Origin of the sequence: Halomarina halobia (genome assembly GCF_029338575.1) — an archaeon.
Classification (GTDB): Archaea; Halobacteriota; Halobacteria; order Halobacteriales; family Haloarculaceae; genus Halomarina; species Halomarina halobia.
In genome coordinates, this window is record NZ_CP119993.1 from 820,505 (window position 1) to 840,996 (window position 20,492).

Consider the following 20,492-nt stretch of genomic DNA (forward strand, 5'->3'; position numbering starts at 1 on the left):
CCGACAAATAGATTCGCCCGACCGTCGACCCGGCGGACGGGTCCGACCCGAGTCGTCAGTGCCCCTCGAACTCGGGGGCGCGCCCTTCGCGGAAGGCGCTGACGCCCTCCTCGTGGTCGGCAGTCTCCATGAGCGTCGCCTGTGCGGTCGCCTCGAACTGAAGGGCGTCCCGGAGGGCTCGGTCACCGCCGCTATCGAGGAGTCGTTTCGAGTGTCTGAGCGCCGCCGTCGGTCCGCTGGCGATCTGCTGAACGTACTGATCGGCACGCTCGTCGAACTCCTCGGCATCGAACACGCGTTCGAAAAGGCCGAGGTCGGCCGCGCGTTCCGCGTCGAGCAGTTCGCCGCTGAACACGAGGTCCTTGGCCCGTCCCCGGCCGACCATCCGCGGCAGGAAGTGTGAGATGCCGGAGTCGATGGTGAGGCCAACCTGCCGGAACCCGAACCCGATCTTCGCGTCCGTGCTCGCTACTCGGACGTCACACGCCAGTGCGATAGCGCCGCCCGCGCCGAACGCTGGTCCGCCGAGTTTCGCGACGACCGGCAGCGGGAGGGAGGCGATGGTCTCGACGAGTTCGTGGGCGCTGTTCGTGATGCGCTCGACCGCCTCGGCTGGGTCCGCTCGCTCGCGTTCGCCCATGCTCTCGATGTCCCCGCCGGCACAGAACACGCCCTCGCTGCCCGTCACGACGACACAGCGGACGTCGCTCGATTCGAGTTCCTCGAACGCGTCGGTGAGGCCGTCCATCACATCCGGGGAGAGCGCGTTCCGGCGTTCGGGTCTGTTCAGCGTGACCGTGGCGACCCCGTCCCCGACGTCGAGGAGGACGGCGTCGCCTGTGTCGTTCTCTAGCACTGATTCACCCACCGTGGCGGTTCGTATAAATGTTGGTACGACGGTCGGTCGCCCGTCTCGCTCCGAGAGGGCTCCACCGAGCACCGGTGGGATCTATCGCGTCAGAGGGCACAGATGAGTACAGTTAACAGTCTGAACCCGGTTAGTGTAGCCGCATGAGCGAACTCAAGATAGACGTCGGTGTACAGGGACTGTCCGACGAGACCGTCGACCTCGCGACAAGGGCCGAGGAGTTCGGCTTCGACGGCGTATTTACGCCGGAGCTCGACACGGACCCGTTCCTGCCGTTGCCGCTCGTCGCCGAACAAACGGCGGACGTCGAATTGGGAACCCGTATCGCTACCTCGTTCACCCGCTCGCCGATGGTGCTGGCGTACATGGCGTGGAACCTCCAGCGATACTCGAACGGCCGGATGATCCTCGGCCTCGGGACGCAGGTGAAAGGCCACAACGAACGGCGGTTCTCCGTCGACTTCGAGTGGGAGAGCCCCGGCCCTCGACTCCGCGAGGAGGTCTTGGCGCTCCGCCACATCTTCGACGTGTTCCAGGGAGAGGCCGACGACCTCGACTTCGACGGCGAGTTCTACCAGTTTTCGCTGATGACCAACGAGTTCAATCCTGGACCCATCGAGGAAGGCCCGCCGGCGATCTGGACCGCCGGGGTGAACCAGTACATGCTCAAGATGGCCGGCGAGGTCGCCGACGGCCTCTGTATGCATGCGTTCAACACGCCGAAGTACACCGACGAGGTCATCGCTCCCCTCGTCGCCGAGGGCGCCGACATCGGCGACCGCGACCCGGATGCGGTCGAACTCTCTGCCAGTCCGTTCCTCGTGACCGGCGAGACAGATGAGGAGCGCCAGGCGATGCTCCAAGAGGCCAAACAGCGCATCGCGTTCTACGGGTCGACGCGGACCTACCACGACGTCCTCGAACTCCATGGCTGGAAGGATATCGGCATGGAACTCCACGAACTCTCGAAGGGGGACGCCTGGGGAGAGATGACCGAACTGGTCACCGACGAGATGGTGGACGCGTTCGCCGTCCGCGCACCGCCGGAGCACCTCGGCGAGGAGATTCTCGCGAAGTACGGCGGCGTCGCCGACCGGGTTCAGTTACAGTTCGACGGCAGCGAGTTCTGGGCCAACGTGCTCGCCGACCTCCGCGAGGCCTGAGCGCAGAACGAAGGGACTCGCCGGTCGGCGGTCACCTCAGGTCAGTTCGCTCTTGAGAACCTTCCCGGTCGGGTTGCGCGGCAGTTCGTCGTAGAACTCGACCTGCCGCGGTTTCTTGAAGTCCGCCAACCGGGATGCGACGTACCTGACCACGTCGTCTTCGGAGAGCGAGGCACCTTCGACGGGGACGACACACGCCTTGACGGCTTCGCCCCACTCGTCGTCAGGGACGCCAACGACGGCCACTTCGCCGACGTCAGAGTGGCCGTGGAGTACCTCTTCGATCTCGGCGGGGTGGACGTTCTCGCCGCCGGTGATGAGCATGTCGTCGGCGCGGCCGACGAAGTGGAAAAAGCCGTCCTCGTCGCGATGGACGAGGTCGTCGGAGACGAACCACCCGTCGTCGAAGACGGCGTCGGTCTTCTCGGGCATGTCGTGGTACCGGTCGAAGACGGTCGGTCCGCGGTAGGCGATGCGACCAATCTCGCCGGGAGGCAGTTCGTCACCGTCCTCGCCGACGACCTTCGCTCCTAGGTTCAACATCGGTTCACCGACGCTGTCGGCCTTCTCGATGGCGTCCTCCGGGAGCAGGTGGAGACAGAGCGCCTCGGTCTGCCCGAACGTCTCCAGGACGTCGCAGTCGAAGCGCTCTATCGTCGCCCGTTTGAGGTCAGCGCCGACCGGTGCCGCACCCGTGCTGTACGTGTTGAGGGTGGAAACGTCGTAGTCCTCGAACGAGTCGAGGTCCAGTAGCATTCGCGTCTGGGTCGGCACGAGGTACGTCGAGTTCACCCGCTCGTCCTCGACGAGCGCGAGGGTTCGCTCGGCGTCGAACCCGTCGACGACGACGGTTGCCCCGCCGACGTAGAAGTTGTTGAGAAACGGGATGAACGCCCCAACGTGGAACAGGGGCGTCGAGACAAGGTGGCGGTTCCCCGGAGCGAGGAACGCCCACGCCTCGGCAGCGTCCTGCATCAACTGGACGAGGTTGTCGTGCGTGTAGATACAGCCCTTCGGGTCGCCGGTGGTCCCGGACGTGTACATGATGCCGGCCTCGTCCTGACGGCCGACATCGGCGTCGACGCTCACCCCCTCTTCGGCGAGCACCTGTTCGTAGGACTCGGCGAACGAGGGCCGGTCCGAGACGGTGACGACGTGGTCGATGGCGTCGCGGATGTCGGCGAGCGTCTCCGCGCCGAAGTCGTCGACGAGACAGACCGTCGCGTCGCTGTCCTCGAGAACGTAGCGAACCTCGTCGCCCTTGAATCGGTGATTGACCGGCACGACCAGCGCCCCGAGTTTCATCGTCCCCATGAACGTCTCGAGCGTCTCAGCGTTGTTCTTCATGTACAGTGCCACGGCGTCGCCCTTCTCGACGCCGCGGTCGGCCAGGCCCGTCGCCAGTCGGTCGGTTCGGTCGTCGAACTCGGCGAACGTGCGAGTGACGGCTCGGGCCCCGTCCTCCCGGTACACGACCGCCTCCCGGTCCGGCCACCTGCGGGCGTTACGCTCCGAGACGTAGCCGATGGTCATCCCGTCCATGAGCGACCAATCCGCGCTGTGGTATGTAAATCCTTCCCACTACCAACCGTTCGCACACCGGGGTTTATGTCGGTGGTGATGCCATCCCGTACCATGGACTTCGACGAGCCGGCAGCGGCGACGTCGCTCAAGGAGGAGCTATCGACGTTCATCGAACGTGAAATCGAACCGCTGGAGGAAGAACACGCTCAGTTCCTCGGCCCCGACGCGGAGCGCTACATCTTCGACGAGAACTTCGAACAGGTGCCCGAGTACCTCGACCTGAAAGAGACTATCCGCAAACGCGCAGCGGAGGCGGGCTTCTGGGGGATGAGCATGCCCGAGTCGGTCGGCGGTCGGGGCGTCGATACGCTCACCGCGGCCATCGTCTCGGAGTTCCTGGAGAACCGATCCCCTGGATTCCACACGTACGCCGTGCAGGGAGCGGGCGGTGGACCGACACCCATCCTGCTGGCGTGTGACGACAACCAGCGAGCGGAGTACCTCGACCCGCTGATGGCCGGCGAGAAAACCACCTGCTTCGCGCTCACCGAACCGGATCACGGAAGCGACGCGAACTTTCTGGAGACGACCGCCGAGAAGGACGGAGACGAGTGGGTCATCGAGGGCGAGAAGTCCTGGATCAGTAACGGTCCGTACGCCGACTTCGCGATGGTGTTCGCCCGGACGAGCGGTGCCCCCGGCGAGGTCGGCGGCATCTCCTGTTTCCTCGTCGACGCCGACACCCCCGGCTTCGAGGTCGGCGACATCCACCGGCCGATGGGGCACGCGTGGGTCGCCCCCTCGAAGCTCCGGTTCGACGACTGCCGCGTGACAGACGACGACCTCCTCGGCGAGGAGGGCGCAGGATTCTACCAGGCGATGGACTGGATCGGAAACGCTCGGCTAAACGTCGCTGCCGGTTGCGTCGGGTCAGCGCAGTTCCTCGTCGAGAAGGCCTTGGACTACGCGGAGCGCCGCGAGACGTTCGGCAAACCCCTTGTCGAACGGCAGGGTATCTCGTTCCCACTCGCGGAGGTGGCGACCGACGTCGAGCGGACGCGCCAGCTCTACCGGTTCGCCGCCTGGAAGACGGACGAGGGTCGCGACGCTCGCAAGGAGATTGCGATGGCGAAACTGTCAGCAGCGAACCTCGAGAACCGGGCTGCAGACGTCGCGATGCAGGTCCACGGCGGGTCGGGGTACTCCCGACGCGAACCCATCGAGGAGCGCTACCGGACGTCTCGAGGGAAGCGACTCACCGAGGGAACCGACGAGATGCAGAAACAGACCATCGTCAGGGAACTGCGCGACTGACCGAACGACGACGGACCGACCACTTCCTCGACTCGGCGGCCGGTGACGGCCGCTCGATGGTGTCGTCGCGCTACCCGCGGATGTACCCGCCGTTTACGCTGAGCACCTCTCCGGTGACCCAGTCGGCTGCGTCGCTGCAGAGGAATGCCACGGCGTCGGCGTGGTCCGCTGGTTCGCCGATACGGTCGAGCGCGTACGATTCGAGGATGCGGTCTTCGTACTCGTCGATCCAGTCGGCGGTGGCCGGCGTCTTCGTCGTCCCCGGTGACAGGCAGTTCACCCGGACACCGTGGTCCCCGACCTCGTGAGCGACCGTCCGCGTGAGCGAGACGTTGGCAGCCTTCGCCGCGCCGTAGACGGCGAGACCCGGGTCGTTGCCCTTGTACGAGTCGCTGGCGAAGTTGACGATAGCGCCGCCGTCGCCCTGATCGATCATGTGGGGCAACACGGCGTGCGTACAGTTCATCGTCCCGTAGAAACAGACGCCGACGATCTTCTCCCACAGGTCCGGTTCGGTCTCTGTGAACGGCTTGCTCTCCCCGATGCCGGCGTTGTTGACGAGACTGTCGATCCGCCCGAACGCCTCGTCGACGGTTTCGACCATCTCGGTGACGGCATCGTACGACGAGACGTCTGTCTCCACTGGGATAGCCTCTACCCCGTGGTCGGCTTCCAGTTCCGACGCCGCCTCCTCGGCGGGCCCCTGTTCGATGTCGGCGACGGCGACGTTCGCCCCGAGTGCGGCGAACGTGTCACAGATCTCCCGTCCGATTCCTGAGGCCCCGCCGGTCACGATCGCTGTCTGGCCGGAGAAGTCAATCTCTCCGATAACGTTGCTTGCACGCATCCTTGCAGCATTCAGAACCAGCCCGGATAAGTGTTGTTGCGCGGGGCACTGTGCCCGTCACGACGGCCGCTCCCCGTCTCGGCTGACGACAGTTACTTACCGGTTCACCGAGTGTCGTGTGCTATGCCATACCTTCGTCCGGAACTGATCCTCGACCGCTTCTCGGCGTTCGCACGCGACGACGTTCGTCCCTCTATCGTCGGCGAGGGCGACGAGTTCCTCGAAGCGCAGGTCGGATCGATGTCGAGTACGATGTCGTTCCTCTCGAAGGAACTGGAGGGGAGGGGCGACGCCGTCGAGACGCAACGCGAAGCGCTGCTCGACGCCCTGGACGGAGTCGAGCAGGTGGTAGACGAGGCGGACGGAGACGTGGACGACGTTCGGACCAGCGTCGAGGCGACGCGAGAACGCGTGTCGAACGCTCCGCGCACCGACGTCTACGAACACGAACGGGTCCTCGTCGGCGCCAGTTCGGACCTCCTCGAAACCGTCGAAGAAGATCTCGACCGGGAGACGGCACAGGCCGTCCGCGAGCCGCTCTATGGATTCCTCCAGACCCGTGTCGAGTCGCAACTAGTGATGCTCGGCCGAGACGAACGATGACTGAAGACGCCGACGTCACGGCGGCGACGCTCTCGACGTACCTCTCGGGACGATTGGTCGACGAGTCTATCGACGTCACCGACGTCCAGAGTCACACGGAGGGGTGGTCGCGTCGCACCGTGTCGTTCACCGCTCACTGGAACGACGACCGAGCGGAGACGTCTCGACAGTTCGTCGTCCGAATCAGCACCGACTACGACGATGTCGACGACAGCACGGACACGCGAAACGACGTTGAGACGGAGTTCCGGACGATGAAGGCCGCCTACGAGGCCGGCGTTCCTGCCCCGGAGCCACACCTCTACGAGTCGGACCCGTCCGTCCTCGGCGGGCCATTCTTCGTCGTGGAACACCTCGCCGGCGACGCGCTCATCACCTGGGACCCCCGCAACCGTCAGCGGCTGTACGACGCGTGGGACGACCCGGAGAACACGCTGCCGAGCCAGTTCGTCGACGCCGTCGCCGCCATCCACACGGTCCTCCCCGAGGACGTCCCGTTCCTGACCCAGACGGATCCGGCGGCGGTCGTCGACCGCGAACTCGACACGTACGAACGCATCTACGAGGAGACGAAGTTGAAACAGGAACCGGCAGTGCAGGAGGCGCTGCGGTGGTTCAGAGTGAACAAGCCTGAGGTCACCGAGACGACGCTCGTCCACGGCGACTTCCGCATCGGGAACGTCCTCGTGACGGACGACGAACTGACGGGCGTTCTCGACTGGGAGCTGGCGCAGGTCGGCGACCCACTGTACGACCTCGGGTACGCCAGCACGCGGTACTTCGCCGGGAAACTCATCGAACCGACCGAGCGGCCGGAACTGGCGAGCGCGCTGGTCGACCGCGAGTGGTTCTACGACGAGTACGAGCAGCGAACCGGTCGGACGGTCGACCGCGACCGGGTTCGCTACTGGCAGGCGTTCTCGACGTTCACCATGATGACCAGGGGCGTCGCCGGCGCGCATCGGTACCACACGGGGGAGAGCGACGACGTCCGAAGCGCCTGGTTCCAGTACATCGTCCCGGGCCAGATCGAGGACCTGTTGACGACTATCACTGACGACCGGACACGCTGACCAGACCTCCGCTCACCGGACCTCCACATCGAGATTCCGCCTTCGGGCGAGTCGTTCACGACGTTCACGCAACCTGGGGCGGACGTCCGCTGACGCGGTCAGTCAGTACGTCCACGCTTATGTGGGAGGGACTCACATGGTGTCGTATGCAGCGACCGGAGGGTCGAATCCCATGAGTGACGGTGACGAATCGTACTTCGAGCGCCTCGTCGATGTCGACGCGCTCGAATCGCACCTCGAAACGCACCTCGGGTCGGCGGAGACGTTCGAGGTGAACCGCCACGCCGGCGGCCACTCGAACGAGACGCTGTTCGTGACGTGGGGCGACCGGGAGCTGGTCGTCCGGCGACCACCGCCGGGCGAGACCGCCGACACCGCCCACGACGTCCTCCGCGAGTACACCGTCATGGAGGCGCTCCAGGAGACGGGTGTTCCAGTCCCGGAGACGGTCCTCGCCTGCGAGGATCACGACGTTCTGGGGTGCGATTTCTACGTCATGGAGCGCGAAAACGGCGTCGTGATGCGCGACGCCGAACCCGACCAGTTCGCGGAGCCGAGCCACCGACGCCGAATCGGGGAAGAGATGGTGGACACCCTCGGGGAGATTCACCGCGTCGACTACGAGTCCGTCGGGCTAGCGGAGTTCGGCCGTCCGGAGAGATTCACCCAGCGGCAGGTCGACCGCTGGCAGCGGCAGTACGAGTGGGCGTTCGAGGTCACCGCCGACGAACGCGAGGTCCCAGCGGTCGAGGAGGTGACCGACTGGTTACAGGCCCACGTCCCCGACAACCCACCCCACGCCCTCGTCCACGGCGACTATAAACTCGACAACGTCATGTTCGGTGACTCCCCGCCGCCGATGGTGCGCTCGGTGTTCGACTGGGAGATGTCGACGCTCGGCGACCCGTTCGCGGACCTCGGGTGGCTCCTCTCCTACTGGCCGGACGCTGACGACCGGTCGGCGGCAGTGGGGACCGCCAGCAGCGCGGCCTTCGTCCGACGACACGGCTACCCAACGCGTGACGAACTCGTCGACCGGTACGAGTCCGTAACCGGACTCGCGTTCGAGAATGAGCGGTTCTACCGGACACTGGCGGTGTACAAACTCGGGGCACTCGGGGAGATGTTCTTCCGCCGGCACCTCGAAGGCAACGCCGACGACGATACCTACCCCCAGATGGAAACTCGCGTGCCGAAACTCGCCGACCGGGCGCTACGGATCGTCGAGGGCGAAGCGTGACCGCGGTGGGCAGGTGACCTGTCGCCGCGGACGGCAGTCCCGATCACTACCGTCGTAACCTCGACAGTTGCCGGGAGGACAAGTTTGACAATCAGTCTCGTCCAGCCCCTCGTATGACACTCGAAACGCCCGACCTGAGCGGACGGACCGCCTTCATCACCGGGACGACGCGCGGAATCGGCAAGGCCATCGCACTCTCGCTGGCCGACGCCGGCTGTAACGTCGTTTCGACAGGTAAGACCGTCGACGACAGCGACTCCGACCTCGACGGTACTATCTACAAGACGGCCGACGCCTGCGAGGAGCGCGGCGTCGAGGCGCTTCCAATCCAGTTGAACCTTCGGGACGTCGACCAGGTGGAAGCCGCCGTCGAGGAGGCCATCGGTGAGTTCGGCGAGGTAGACATCGTCATCAACAATGCCAGCGCGATTCAGATCGCCTCGGTCGAGGAGATGCCGGCCAACCGGTTCGACCTCGTGACCGACGTCAACGTCCGCGGTACGTACGCGACCTCACGAGCGTTTGTTCCACACCTGAAAGAGATCGGTGGCGGCCACATTCTGACGAACGCCCCGCCCATCACCGTCACGAGCGCACCGGGACAGGCCGTCTATGCGTGGTCGAAGATGGGGATGACGTTCGTCACGCTCTCGCTGGCTGGGGAGTTACGCGATCACGGCGTCGCGGCCAACACGTTCTGGCCAGTAACTACCATCGAGACGCGTGCGACCCGGTACTTCGGACTGGGGTCTAAAGAGGACTGGCGGACGCCCGACATCCTCGCGGACACAGTCCTCGAACTGCTGCGTCGCGATCCCAGTGAGTATACCGGTCACTCTGTCTACGACGAGCAGATCCTCCGTGAGGCTGACGTCGAGAACTTCTCCCGATACAACTGCACACCTGGAGACCCTGGGCCCGACTCCGCGAAACTGTTCGACCCCGAGTTCGAGCGCCCGGCGTGAGGAAACAGCGACTGCGGACGCCGAGGGCACTGTGAGCGTATCTCGTTACCGATTCGCTGGCGCGACGGCTCGCATCGTCATCTCGATGGCTTCGTCGTCGGCGGGGCCGATCCATCCAATCCGGACGGCATCACAGCCGTCGATGGCGGCGAACTCGTCGATGATAGCGTTTACCTCTTCAGGCGTTCCGCAGGCGACGAGTCCGTCGAGCGCCTCATCGTCGACGGCCGCGACGGCCGCTTCGCGGTCTCCATCCTGCCAATGACCACGGACTTCCTCGACCATCTCCACGTATCCCTGCTCGGCTATCGACTGCTGGTAAAACGGGCCGTAGAGTGAAATCATAAACGCGACGTGCTGGCGACCGAGTTGTCTGGCCCGGTCGCCATCCTCGAGGGCGCACGCTCGAAGTAACACCGACGTACGGAGTGAGTTGGGATCGCGATTTCCGAGTTCGGCCCCCCGTCTGAGATCATTTAACCGGTGTTCAAGGCCAGCAGGGGTGAACAACTGCGGTACCCAACCGTCTGCGAATCGACCAGTCAATTCGACACCTTTCGGCCCAAGCGCGGCCACGTCGATGGGTATCTCGATGGGCGTCGGAAGGTCTAGTTGGAACCCCTCTGGGGTGAATTCTTGTCCGTCATATGTTACGTTCTCACCGGCCGCCGCGCGTTTTACGATGTCGATCGTCTCGCGCAGTCTACGAAGCGGCCGTTCGAAGGACAACCCGTGCCACCCCTCGACGAGCGCTGGCGAACTCGTCCCGAGTCCAAGTCTGTGCCGTCCCTGGGCAAGTGATTGAATGGACGCAGCGGCCTGAGAGATCTGACTTGGCGAGCGCGAGAAGGGGCCGATCACATCGTCTGCGATTCCGATGGTCGTTGTCTGTTCGGCAAGAACTGTTAAAACTACGACACTGTCCCAGCCGGTCGTCTCCCCAAAACCTACGACGGCAAAACCCAGTTTCTCGGCGTCTTGGGCAACTGACCCTAGTTCCTGGAGCGAGCTGTGACGGTCAGGGGTAAGTGTCACATCGGTCTCGAAGTCCTTGGACATCAACCCTATGTGTAGGCTCCTAAATGTTAATCCTTGACCTATAACAACGCTCTCGATACAGTAAGTGGGGATCAATAGCCACGCCGATACCACTCGGTTCAAGCCAGAGCTTTCACATCTCTCCTCATCTACTCACAGTAATTGCAAATACGCCTCCTCGGGATCCAATTCGACTGGATTGAACGAATTCAGTTCTCCGTATGACTGTGTTGAACATTTTTATAGAATAAGTCTCCATATGGTAGGCATGCACGGGGATGCGAAAACGATTGAATCGGTGAATAAGACCCTATACATTATTGAAGGATTATGGAAACTTGATAGCGCTGGCGTTACCGAACTCGCAGAACACCTGGATCTGTCGAAGAGTACGGTCCACGTCCATCTGACTACCTTAGAGAAGAAGGGCTATGTCGTCTCGGCTGACGGACAGTACGAACTCGGATTGCGATTCGTAAACTACGGTGAGTATGTCAAACGCTCACAACCACTCTATCAGGCAGCTAAACCTGCTGTCGAGGACCTGGCTAAACAGACCGGAGAGCTAGTGTTCTGCTGGGTTGAACAGGAGGGACTGGCGACGGCACTCTGTGCCGAGGCGGGAGAACGGGCAGTTCAGACCAATATCCGTGTTGGGACTCACACCTATATGCACGGTGCAGCAGCCGGCAAGGCTATTCTCGCGTATCTTCCAGATGACCGAGTCGAGGCGATACTTGACCGCTGGGGGATGTCACAGCTCACCGAGCACACTATCACGGACCGCGAACAGCTACGAAAACAATTAGAAAAGGGGCGAGAGCGAGGGGTGTTCTTCAGTCAACACGAGTACCGGCGAGGTGTCGCCTCGATCGGCGTACCAATTCGCGGCGAGGAGTGCATCCACGGATCACTCACAGTGTACGGTCCAGCGATGCGTATAACGAAAGATCAGCCGGAGACCGAATTGGCAAACCAGCTCCTCTCCTCGGCGAACCAGATCGAGGTCGATATGACGGTCGGGTGAGCGCCGAGAACGGAAAGCAGGACTTTTCCCTACATTTCTGGCGTGGGCGGTCCTCACCGCCCAACCGGCCACGTCACACCCACCTGGAGGTCCTCAGACGGCGATGTGCTCGCGGAGTGCCGGATCGTCGGCGTCGAGGTTGTCGACCACGCTCTCGTAGACGATCCGTCCGTTCGCGAGGACGTAGACACGGTCGGCGATCGCTAACGCCAACTTTACGTTCTGTTCCACGATGAGGATCGTGAGGTCGTCTTTCAGGTCCACGAGGGCGTCCCGGACGTCGGCGACGATCTGTGGGGCCAACCCCTCGCTCGGTTCGTCGAGCAACAGCAGGTCCGTCCCACCCAGCAAGCCGCGAGCGATGACGAGCATCTGCTGTTCGCCGCCGGAGAGGTCGCCAGCCTTCGCCTCGCGGAGATCCGAGAGCGTCGGGAATAGGTCGTAAGCGTCCTTGACCGTCCACTCGCCGCCCCGCCCGGCGGGCATCTCCAGGTTCTCGGCGACCGTGAGCGGTTCCCACACCTGCCGGTCCTCGGGGACGTAACCGATCCCACGGCGGATTATCTCGAAAGTAGATAGTTTGGTGATGTCGTCACCGTCGTACTGGATTCGTCCGCTCCGTGGGGGAGCAATACCAGCGACGCTGCGCAGAGTCGTCGTCTTCCCCGCGCCGTTGCGCCCCAGCAGGGCGACGACCTCTCCGTCGTCCACGTTCAGCGAGACATCGTGGAGCACCTGGCTCTGACCGTAGTACGTGTCGATGGCGTCGACCGTCAATCCCGCCATCAGGCCACCCCTCCGAGGTACGCCTCCTGCACCGACTCGTCCGCCTGTACCTCGGCTGGCGGTCCAGAGGCGATGATCGCACCGTTTTGTAACACCATTACCGTATCGGAGATGTTCATCACGATGTCCATATTGTGCTCGACGAATAGTATCGTGTACTCCCCCGAGAGGTCGTTGATGAGGTCAAGCATCTCCTTGATTTCCACTTGGCTCATCCCCGCCGCCGGTTCGTCCAGAAGGAGCAGGTCGGGGCCGATAGCCAGCGCGAGGCCGATTTCGAGCGAACGTTTATCCCCATGGGACAGCGAGCTGGCCGGCTGGTCGCGCTCGTGTTCGAGTCCGACAACCGAGAGAATCTCCAGCGCCTCCTCAGTGTAGTCGTCGCGGTTGTCGACGTGCTGGTAGACGTTCCAGCCGCCCCTGTGACGCGCTTGAACGGCCACACAGACGTTCTCGAGGACCGAGAGCCCCTCGAAGACGTTGGTTATCTGGAACGAGCGCGCAATACCCTTGCGCGCGATGGCCTCCGGCGGGAGGCCCGTAATCTCCTCGTCGCGGAACCGAACGACGCCGGCCGAGGGTTCAAGTGCCCCTGCCAGCATGTTGAACAGTGTCGTCTTGCCCGCGCCGTTCGGTCCGATTAGCGAGGTTATTTCACCCTCCGGTACCGAGAGGTCGACGTCGTCGACCGCCGTCACCCCCCCGAAGTGCTTCGTCAATCCGCTAGTCTCCAGTACACCCATCTATGTCCCTCCCAGGTCAGTCGGCGCTCTCATGGTAACCTATCGTCTGGTGTGTGTTCACCACCCATAAGTTTAACCGTGCCCCCTTCCCTGCTCTTGCAGAGGGTGTATGACATCAGCTAGCGTCCTGGTTGGCCTCACACTGAACGGTATCGCCATCGGAATGTTGCTCCTGCTCGTCGCCTCTGGACTCTCGCTCATCTTCGGGCTCATGGGCGTGGTCAATTTCGCCCACGGGTCGCTGTACATGTTCGGAGCCTACTTCGGCCTCGTGTTGTTCGACCGGACGGGGATATTCGTGGTCGCGCTCCTAGTCGCACCGTTCTTCGTCGCCGGCATCGGCGTGTTGATGGAGTACCTTACGCTCAGACCGCTGTACGGGCGCGATCCACTCTATCAGATCCTCCTGACGTTCGGTATTGCCCTCATCCTTGATGAGATAGTCATCCTCGTTTGGGGGCCGAACGCGCTCAACTTCGCGGCCCCGTCGTGGGTCACGGGCGTGTTCAACGTCGCCGGGGCCGCGCTCCCGGTCTACCGAGTGTTCGTCATCTGTCTCGGGGCGGTCATCGCAGTGGGACTCTACCTGTTCCTGCAACGGACCCGCTACGGACTGGTCGTGCGGGCCGGCACCGCCAATCGGACGATGGTAGAAGCCAACGGTATCAACGTCAAGCGGGCGTTCACCATCATGTTCGCGGTGGGCGCGGGGATGGCCGCCGTCGGTGGCGTCGTCGCCGGGCCGATGCTGAGTGTCTACCCCGCCATGGGACTGGATATGGTCATCGAGGCGTTCATCGTCGTAGTCATCGGTGGACTGGGAAGTTTTCGGGGGTCGGTCGTCGGGGCGTTACTCGCGGGACTGGCACAGGCGTACGGGAGTTTCTACGTTCCGACGCTCTCCTCGATAATCATCTTCACGCTGATGATCGTCGTGTTGCTGGTGCGGCCGAGCGGTCTCTTCGGTGACCCGGAGGTGGAACACTGATGGCGGTCGGTCTCAGTCAGCGCGTCGCGTCGCTCTCCGGTCGCGTCCAGTGGGTCGTCGGTGTCGCCCTCTTGGTCGCCTTCCTCGCGGTTCCGCAGGTGTACGGCAGCTACCAGACGGGACTCGCGGTCGAACTCCTCGTCCTCCTGCTGTTTGCGGCCAGTTATGACCTGCTCATCGGATATACTGGTGTCGTTTCGTTCGGCCACGCGCTCCCGTACGGTGCGGCGGCGTACGCGATGGGGATGGCGATGACGGGCCGACCTCTTCCGTTGATCCCCGAAGCGGGCGTCTCGTTCCCGGTGGCGGTCGGAATCGCACTATTCGCAGTCGTCATCATATCGCTGATAACGGGGTGGCTCGCGTTTCGACTGTCGGGCGTGTACTTCGCGGTGCTGACCCTGGCGTTCTCGATGGTCGGCTACTACGCCGTGTTCGAGTCGACCGAGTTCACCGGCGGGGACAACGGCATGCTCGTCACCCGTCCTGACCTGCTCGGTCTCCCGCTCTCGGACTACGTGACGTACTACTACTTTACTCTCTGGATCGTCCTAGTTTCGTTCCTGCTGATGCGACGGCTCACGAACTCGCCGTTCGGGCGGGTGCTCGTCAGCATTCGCGAAAACGAGGACCGCGCGCGATTCCTCGGGTACGACACGAACCACTACAAACTGGCCGTGTTCGTCGTCGCGGGCCTGTTCGCTGGCGTCGCGGGCATCCTGCAGGGGTTGTACCTCAACATCCTGACGCCGAACATGATGTACTGGTCGACCGGTGGCGACGCCCTGCTCGTGACGCTCATTGGAGGTATGGGAACGCTCTGGGGCGTCATCTTCGGTGCAGTGTTCCTGCTGGGCGCACGTGAATTACTGACGGGCTTCATCGAAGGGTGGCCCATCGTCTTAGGGGTCGTGTACGTCCTGTTCGTCCTGTTCGTCCCCGACGGTATTGCCGGCTTCCTGACCGACCGAAGTCGCTCCGCGTGGGACGTCGTCTCCGACCTCCGGGGAAGTGACGAGAGCGACGAGAGCTAACAGCCGACCCCACCACCTTCGTCGTACCCAACTCTCAGTCGTCATGAGCCCACTTCTCGCCTGGTCGTTCAATGAGTTACCGGAACCGACCCGCTCACCGTGACGAATCGGCCGGTCACGCGAGAACGCTAGGTGAATCGGGGCAACATTTAAAAGGCCGCTCGTCTACGCTATGATAGCTCATGTCACGAGGCGAGCCAGCGGACACGAGACGACAGTTTCTCCAGCGTGCCAGCGGGGCTGCGTTGGCAGGGGGAATAGCAGTGCTCGCAGGTTGTACTAGCGAGCAAGCCGGCGGCGGCGACGGTGGTGGCGACAACTCGACTGGGTCGAGCAATGGAACGGGCGGTGGCGGGGGTGATCTCACCCTGCGAATCGGAGGGCTATTCCCGACCAGCGGCCCGTACTCCGCCATCGGCGTGGATCAGCGCGTCGGGATGGAAGTCGCCCTCCGCCACCTCGAAGAGGATGGAGCGGAACTCACGGTGGAGACGCAGGTCGCGGATACGCAACTTGATCCAGAACAGGGGCTTCGGCGAGCACGCGAGCTATCCAACGGAAACATCGACGTGTTCACTGGCCTCGGTAGTTCGTCGGTCGCCTCCGCCGTCTCCAACTACGCCCAGCAAAACCAGATACCGTTGATGATCACCACGGCGACCAACGAGTCGTTAACGGGCAAGGACTGCAACCAGTACACGTTCCGGTCGAACACCCACACATACCAGAACCAGAAGCCGAACGCGGAGTGGGCGATGCAGAACCTCGGCAAGACGTTCGCGACGATGGGTGCTGACTACGCGTGGGGTCGGGCGAGCGTCAAGGCATTCGTCGATGTTGCCAAGCAGAACGGCGGTGAGGTCGTCGAACAGGTGTGGCCGAAGCTAGGTGCGACGGATTACTCCACGGAGATACAGCGCGTCGCATCGACGGACGCCGACTTCTTCCTCGTCCGGTGTTCGGGAACAGACGGCATCAACTCCGCGAAGCAGATCGCCTCCTTTGGTCTGAAAGAGCAGATGGACGTCGTCACCAATCAGACGAGCATTCTGGCACAGGGTGCAGGAGACGCCTGCGTCGGGAACTATGGCGGCGTCCCCTACCACGCAGCGCTCTCCAGCGAACAGACCGGCAACGACCAGAACGAACGGTTCGTCAAGGACTACCGTGATATCGGCGACGGGACTGACCCCAGTACGTACTCCCTGACGTCCTACATGGGGGTTCGCTTCCTCGCGAAGGCGGCCATCGAAGCGGGGTCGACGAGCGCGGATGACCTCGTCTCCGCGCTCGAAGGGGTGTCACTGACCGGTCCAAAAGGAGAGATGAAGATTCGGTCCTGCGACCATCAGGCGACGAACGCGCTCTGGTCGTCAAAACTCGTCTCGCCCGAGGGCACCGACTTCGACTACCCAATTCCGGAGTTCCTCGCCGAGCACAAAGCCGACACGAACCTGCGGCCCTGCGAGGAGACCGGGTGTAGCCTCTGAACGCGTCAGGTCGGTCTCGGATCGACTCGAATACTCATCGTCGTACCTACCATTTTTGTCCCTGTGCTCGGAGTAGATAGCATGGTGAACGCTAGCTACGAGAACTTCGAGACGACGTTCGAGGATGGCGTGTTGCGTGCCGAGATTCACAGCACCTCGAAGATGAACGCGCTCAACGAGACGATGTCCGAGGAGTTGCTGGACCTCGCGGTCTGCCTCCATGACGAATCGGTTCGATGTTTCGTGCTCACTGGTTCGGACGGGGTGTTCTGTGCGGGCGGCGACGTAACGACGTTCGCCAGCGAGGACGCCCCAGGCGAGATGCGCAAAGGGGCCTCGCTGCTCCACGATGCCATCGTTCAGTTACACCAGACGGAGGTACCGGTTATCGCAGGCGTCAACGGCGCGGCGGTCGGTGCAGGGTTCAGTCTCGGTATCTTCGGGGACTTCGTACTCGCCAGTGACGCGTCGTACTTCCAGTTTGGCTACCCCGGCATCGGCGCGACTGGCGACGGCGCCTCTACGTACTTCTTGCCACGGGTCGCCGGTCTCAGACAGGCTAAACGCATCACCCTGCTCAACGAGCGCGTCGGGCCCGAGGAAGCCGTCGACCTGGGATTGGCGACGGAGACCGTTGCGGACGACGAGTTCGACGAACGACTTCGTGAAGTCGCTGCCCGTGTCGCCGAGGGACCGACCGTTGCCCTAGGGCGGACCCAGCAGTTACTCACCGAAAGTACCTCGCGGGGCATCGAGGCACAACTCGCCGCTGAGACAGACAAAATCGCAGAGACGGCGAAGACGGAGGACTTCCGGGAAGGTGTCCGCGCGTTCGGTGAGGGACGAACCCCGGAGTTCGAGGGTCGCTAGTCCCCTTCATGCGGTGGAACGGTGTAGTTCGAATGCGATGGTGTTTGTCGAAGCGATTCTACCCAGGAATCCTTGACAGTCCCTAACGCATCCCACAGCACGATTACATCCTCATTTGTCAATAAGAAATCGTCCTACCGAATTGAACAGGGGAGTCGTCGCGCCTAGATCGGGGACGCGACGCCGACCAGTAACGGCCGCAACTTGGACGCATCCGGCTAATTGGTCATCACGTCTACCGGTCTCCGAACACCGTAAGTAATAATGGTTTAATCCGTGAGACAGCTACTTAACATTGGTCGTATTTAAACGAAATTGGTCATATGGTATTCAATGACATTGAACGATTTTCGAGACGAAGCCACGACGGACAATTCGAGCAGCGATGGCCCACTATCATCCCCTGAGGACAACGTGGAACAAGGAATTTGAGGGAGGAGGGATCCATAACGGCACTATATCTGTTATGCACCACGCAGTTACAGATTTGGGTTGGGGAGTCCGTCGAAGTATATAGCCCTCATCTGTGCCATCCGGGGGCAGCGACAAGTGTCTGGAGATAACCATGGGACCAATGTAGCGACCGGCTGGATTGTTTCTTCACTCAGTCGCGGATAGTTCGCTCTACGAGAAACTATTCAGGAGGGAAGACAGAGGTTCGTCGGTCGATGGCTCCAGAATAGCGTACTCGGTGCTTCTCGTGCCATCGAGACCGACGAGATAGGGAATCGTCGTCTCCTTCAGGGTCCGTCAACCGTTCTAGACTATCGAACGAGCAAATGCGTAGAAGGACCCACACAGGCCATCTATAGAGATCGTTCGTCCGTAGAACCGACCGTTCACGGTGTCGTCACCCGTTCTATTCGTTCGAACGTTCCACGGGTGAGATTATTCACTGGGTTAACTATTCGATCGTTGGCATCGCCCGGGGAACTACGAGCGAGAGACGCTACTCGCTCGTGGGATGAGTGTCAGATAAGGGCAGCGACCGTCACCTTACCGTCCTCGGAACTCCTGATGCCTTGTCAGACGCGACATACTCATGACGGCTACTTCGGATAGATCTTCAGATAATCGAGGTAGATTACCTCGGGGTCACTCCTCAATACAATTCACCATCGTTAAATGGAATGGTTTGTAGATTGAATGCCGCTTGGTAAAGCGGTGAACGGGATTACACTGAGTTGGTTGGCAAAGCTAGAGAATGTCGACGAAGCCGGTGCCATCGTTACCTTACTATCATCGTCGATACATTCGAACCGTCCGGGACCGACGGCCTCGATATACCATCCCAATACAGCGAGTCTGGACTGCGATCGAGGTGTCGTGATACTACTTGATTGGAGATTCTCCTCGCGTTGCTTCACTGAGTCTCCATCCGTCGCCGACAGTCTCCCTCATCTTCGCTTAGTGCCTCCACGTTTTGGTGACGGCGTCGAACTGGTCTCCGTTCAAGGGTTCGTACGCATCGACTGGGTGTTTCGACGGTCAATCGACGAGCAGTTGCTGCTTCTATCCAACAGTTGATCGACGATATGGTCCCCTCTTAGCCTCCTGAGGGAAATGCTTATTAGCACAATCCGATACGTACTATGCCATGAAAGAGATTGGCAATGGAAACGTTCTACTCGACGTCGAGGGGCATCGAGCAGATGTCATCCTTAATCGGCCGGAGAAACGAAATGCGATGAACGAATCCCTACTCCGTGATCTCAGGACTGCCCTCGAAAAAGTTGATGCGGCTGACGACGTACGCGTTATGACCCTCCAGGGGAAGGGGTCAGTGTTCTGTGCCGGGATGGACCTAGAGATGATGCGCAAGCTAGGGAGAGACGACAGTGAAACTCTTGATGTTGGACTTGATGATATCACCCACTTTATCGACGAGATGGACGTCGTCTCGGTGGCGAGTATCAAGCGAGGGGCGATCGCAGGGGCGTTTGAACTCGTCCTTCCCGTGGACTTTCGAATTATCAGCCGAGATGCGAAGTACGGCGTTATTGAGGTGACTCTCGGCGTATTCCCATCTGGTGGGGCAACCCAGCGGCTCCCCCGGCTTGTTGGTCTTTCGAAAGCCAAGGAAATCGTTCTTTCGGGAGACTATATCGATCCCCTGGATGCCAAGGAGATCGGTCTCGTCCATGAGATCGTCGACGACCCCGACGAGACGGACGAACGGGCGATGGCCTACGCAGACGACCTGGCTGAAAACGCTCCACTCGGGATGAAGAGTGCGCGCGAACTTCTTAATTCCGCACTCGAGATGCCTCTCGACGAGGGACTCGCATTCGAATCTGCAATGGGGGAACGATTAACAGAAACGAACGACTACACCGAAGGGTTCACAGCTAGGATCGAAGGGCGAGACCCTGAGTTCGAGGGGAAATAATACCAAATTTCGAAGAAGGGGTACTAAAGGTAAGATGAAGACGACCGAACTGACCGATGGGACGGTCCACTGCGCTTCGATACATTGTCAATGAAACTGAATTGACCGACTTCCACGCCGACTGATGCGCAAGCGTCGGAACTCCCTCCAAGCTCTCGAACTACTACGTCAGCAAGTGCGATTTAATAACAATGGGGAACTTGTACACCGCCAGCTTGGTCAAACTGCCGGAGAACGCTCACAACCGAGTGTGCGCCGTCCGGGAAAGGTTCACACGGATGCCTGAATACAAGTGCGAACGCGAAGAGATGCACTTCGTGGCGGTAGACTCGGTGGAGACGACGAAGGAGTGTGGGTTGTGCGGTGTCGAGACAGTCAAGCCGCTATGGGCTCGCGAACACTCCTTCCCTACTTGCGAGTCCAAGCCGGATAGAGATCCGAATGTGGCATGGAACATTCTTTCTCACGGTCTAAAGAAGGGGGAGGCGAGACGTTCCGAATCAACAAACCAAAAAATAGAAGGTTTTTAG

At 61.6% G+C, this 20,492-nt stretch carries 19 protein-coding genes; 13 read left to right on the forward strand and 6 right to left on the reverse strand.

Going from position 1 to position 20,492, the window contains the following annotated elements:
- Positions 1 to 55: 55 nt before the first annotated feature.
- The gene (locus tag P1K31_RS19220) at positions 56 to 856 is read right to left on the reverse strand and encodes an enoyl-CoA hydratase/isomerase family protein (RefSeq protein ID WP_276305977.1); all 801 of its coding nucleotides are present in this window, start codon (positions 854 to 856) and stop codon (positions 56 to 58) included.
- 155 nt (positions 857 to 1,011) lie between these two features.
- Here P1K31_RS19220 and P1K31_RS19225 point away from each other — a divergent pair, with 155 nt between their 5' ends.
- A complete protein-coding gene (locus P1K31_RS19225) occupies positions 1,012 to 2,031 on the forward strand; it encodes a TIGR03617 family F420-dependent LLM class oxidoreductase (RefSeq protein WP_276305978.1) in 1,020 nt (339 codons plus the stop codon).
- Between the two features lie 36 nt (positions 2,032 to 2,067).
- Here the strand turns inward: P1K31_RS19225 and P1K31_RS19230 are convergent, their stop codons facing one another.
- Complete coding sequence (locus P1K31_RS19230; RefSeq protein WP_276305979.1) at positions 2,068 to 3,573, reverse strand: class I adenylate-forming enzyme family protein; 1,506 nt, start codon at positions 3,571 to 3,573, stop codon at positions 2,068 to 2,070.
- A 93-nt stretch (positions 3,574 to 3,666) separates the two neighbouring features.
- Here P1K31_RS19230 and P1K31_RS19235 point away from each other — a divergent pair, with 93 nt between their 5' ends.
- The gene (locus P1K31_RS19235; protein ID WP_276305980.1) at positions 3,667 to 4,869 is read left to right on the forward strand and encodes an acyl-CoA dehydrogenase family protein; all 1,203 of its coding nucleotides are present in this window, start codon (positions 3,667 to 3,669) and stop codon (positions 4,867 to 4,869) included.
- Between the two features lie 70 nt (positions 4,870 to 4,939).
- On the opposite strand, the gene P1K31_RS19240 is transcribed toward P1K31_RS19235, so the two are convergent.
- Positions 4,940 to 5,716 carry an SDR family NAD(P)-dependent oxidoreductase gene (locus tag P1K31_RS19240; protein WP_276305981.1) on the reverse strand — a complete coding sequence of 259 codons (777 nt, stop codon included), beginning with the start codon at positions 5,714 to 5,716 and terminating at the stop codon, positions 4,940 to 4,942.
- Positions 5,717 to 5,839: 123 nt separating this feature from the next.
- On the opposite strand from P1K31_RS19240, the gene P1K31_RS19245 reads away from it, so the two are divergent.
- From P1K31_RS19245 to P1K31_RS19260, 4 genes are all read left to right on the forward strand, one after another.
- A complete protein-coding gene (locus P1K31_RS19245; RefSeq protein WP_276305982.1) occupies positions 5,840 to 6,319 on the forward strand; it encodes a hypothetical protein in 480 nt (159 codons plus the stop codon).
- Positions 6,316 to 7,392, forward strand: coding sequence for a phosphotransferase family protein (locus P1K31_RS19250; protein ID WP_276305983.1), 1,077 nt, complete (start codon positions 6,316 to 6,318; stop codon positions 7,390 to 7,392). The genes P1K31_RS19245 and P1K31_RS19250 overlap by 4 nt, the downstream gene beginning before the upstream one ends.
- 172 nt (positions 7,393 to 7,564) lie before the next feature.
- Positions 7,565 to 8,632: a phosphotransferase family protein gene (locus tag P1K31_RS19255; protein ID WP_276305984.1), complete on the forward strand. Its 1,068-nt coding sequence runs from the start codon at positions 7,565 to 7,567 to the stop codon at positions 8,630 to 8,632.
- Positions 8,633 to 8,745: 113 nt separating this feature from the next.
- Positions 8,746 to 9,597: an SDR family oxidoreductase gene (locus tag P1K31_RS19260; protein ID WP_276305985.1), complete on the forward strand. Its 852-nt coding sequence runs from the start codon at positions 8,746 to 8,748 to the stop codon at positions 9,595 to 9,597.
- A 45-nt stretch (positions 9,598 to 9,642) separates the two neighbouring features.
- Here the strand turns inward: P1K31_RS19260 and P1K31_RS19265 are convergent, their stop codons facing one another.
- Positions 9,643 to 10,656 (reverse strand): TIGR04024 family LLM class F420-dependent oxidoreductase, encoded by a 1,014-nt coding sequence (locus tag P1K31_RS19265; protein ID WP_276305986.1) that lies wholly within the window; start codon positions 10,654 to 10,656, stop codon positions 9,643 to 9,645.
- A 247-nt stretch (positions 10,657 to 10,903) separates the two neighbouring features.
- On the opposite strand from P1K31_RS19265, the gene P1K31_RS19270 reads away from it, so the two are divergent.
- A complete protein-coding gene (locus tag P1K31_RS19270; protein ID WP_276305987.1) occupies positions 10,904 to 11,662 on the forward strand; it encodes an IclR family transcriptional regulator in 759 nt (252 codons plus the stop codon).
- Between the two features lie 93 nt (positions 11,663 to 11,755).
- Here P1K31_RS19270 and P1K31_RS19275 read toward each other — a convergent pair whose 3' ends face one another.
- Both P1K31_RS19275 and P1K31_RS19280 read right to left on the reverse strand, forming a co-directional pair.
- Complete coding sequence (locus P1K31_RS19275) at positions 11,756 to 12,448, reverse strand: ABC transporter ATP-binding protein (RefSeq protein WP_276305988.1); 693 nt, start codon at positions 12,446 to 12,448, stop codon at positions 11,756 to 11,758.
- Positions 12,448 to 13,191, reverse strand: a complete 744-nt coding sequence (locus tag P1K31_RS19280) for an ABC transporter ATP-binding protein (protein WP_276305989.1) — start codon at positions 13,189 to 13,191, stop codon at positions 12,448 to 12,450. The genes P1K31_RS19275 and P1K31_RS19280 overlap by 1 nt, the downstream gene beginning before the upstream one ends.
- Before the next feature lie 109 nt (positions 13,192 to 13,300).
- On the opposite strand from P1K31_RS19280, the gene P1K31_RS19285 reads away from it, so the two are divergent.
- From P1K31_RS19285 to P1K31_RS21970, 6 genes are all read left to right on the forward strand, one after another.
- Positions 13,301 to 14,179, forward strand: coding sequence for a branched-chain amino acid ABC transporter permease (locus P1K31_RS19285; protein ID WP_276305990.1), 879 nt, complete (start codon positions 13,301 to 13,303; stop codon positions 14,177 to 14,179).
- Positions 14,179 to 15,213 (forward strand): branched-chain amino acid ABC transporter permease, encoded by a 1,035-nt coding sequence (locus tag P1K31_RS19290; RefSeq protein ID WP_276305991.1) that lies wholly within the window; start codon positions 14,179 to 14,181, stop codon positions 15,211 to 15,213. The genes P1K31_RS19285 and P1K31_RS19290 overlap by 1 nt, the downstream gene beginning before the upstream one ends.
- A gap of 182 nt (positions 15,214 to 15,395) precedes the next feature.
- The gene (locus P1K31_RS19295; protein ID WP_276305992.1) at positions 15,396 to 16,703 is read left to right on the forward strand and encodes an ABC transporter substrate-binding protein; all 1,308 of its coding nucleotides are present in this window, start codon (positions 15,396 to 15,398) and stop codon (positions 16,701 to 16,703) included.
- Between the two features lie 81 nt (positions 16,704 to 16,784).
- Positions 16,785 to 17,573, forward strand: coding sequence for an enoyl-CoA hydratase/isomerase family protein (locus tag P1K31_RS19300; RefSeq protein ID WP_276305993.1), 789 nt, complete (start codon positions 16,785 to 16,787; stop codon positions 17,571 to 17,573).
- A 1,597-nt stretch (positions 17,574 to 19,170) separates the two neighbouring features.
- Complete coding sequence (locus P1K31_RS19305; protein ID WP_276305994.1) at positions 19,171 to 19,962, forward strand: enoyl-CoA hydratase/isomerase family protein; 792 nt, start codon at positions 19,171 to 19,173, stop codon at positions 19,960 to 19,962.
- Positions 19,963 to 20,240: 278 nt separating this feature from the next.
- Positions 20,241 to 20,492, forward strand: a complete 252-nt coding sequence (locus tag P1K31_RS21970; protein ID WP_379801569.1) for a zinc ribbon domain-containing protein — start codon at positions 20,241 to 20,243, stop codon at positions 20,490 to 20,492.